This is a genomic window from Bartonella sp. CL63NXGY (genome assembly GCF_042194905.1).
In the GTDB taxonomy this organism is placed as follows: Bacteria; Pseudomonadota; Alphaproteobacteria; order Rhizobiales; family Rhizobiaceae; genus Bartonella.
Map to the genome: position 1 here is coordinate 346 of NZ_JBHINK010000105.1, position 331 is coordinate 676.

The window sequence follows — 331 nt, forward strand, 5'->3', positions numbered from 1 at the left end:
TAACCGCGTGCTTCCATCGCCGTGGCTAACTCCTCTGAACGTTGAAAGGAGTTGATAAATAATGGAATTAGCACGGGCAGCAAGTGATGACAACGGGCAATTAAGCCCCCTTGATTAAACTGCATCCCTCTCGAGCGTTGGGCGTTCATAATCTGATGTAATTGTTGCATAATGGTAGGCACAAATCGTAATGCCACTGAGAGCATTAATGTCATTTGATCTACTGGTATTTTCAAATAACGCAAGGGCTTTAACAAGGCAGCAAACGCTGCAGCAAGTTGTAAAGTCGGCGTTGTAGCTGTTAAAACGGTCGAAGCGGTAATAATCACTG

Annotated in this window: 1 protein-coding gene; it reads right to left on the minus strand. The window is 44.7% G+C overall.

Annotated elements, in window-relative coordinates; all coding sequences use genetic code 11:
* A partial coding sequence (locus ACFIK0_RS09505) for an energy-coupling factor transporter transmembrane component T (RefSeq protein WP_375663927.1) occupies positions 1–331 on the minus strand: 331 nt, incomplete at both ends.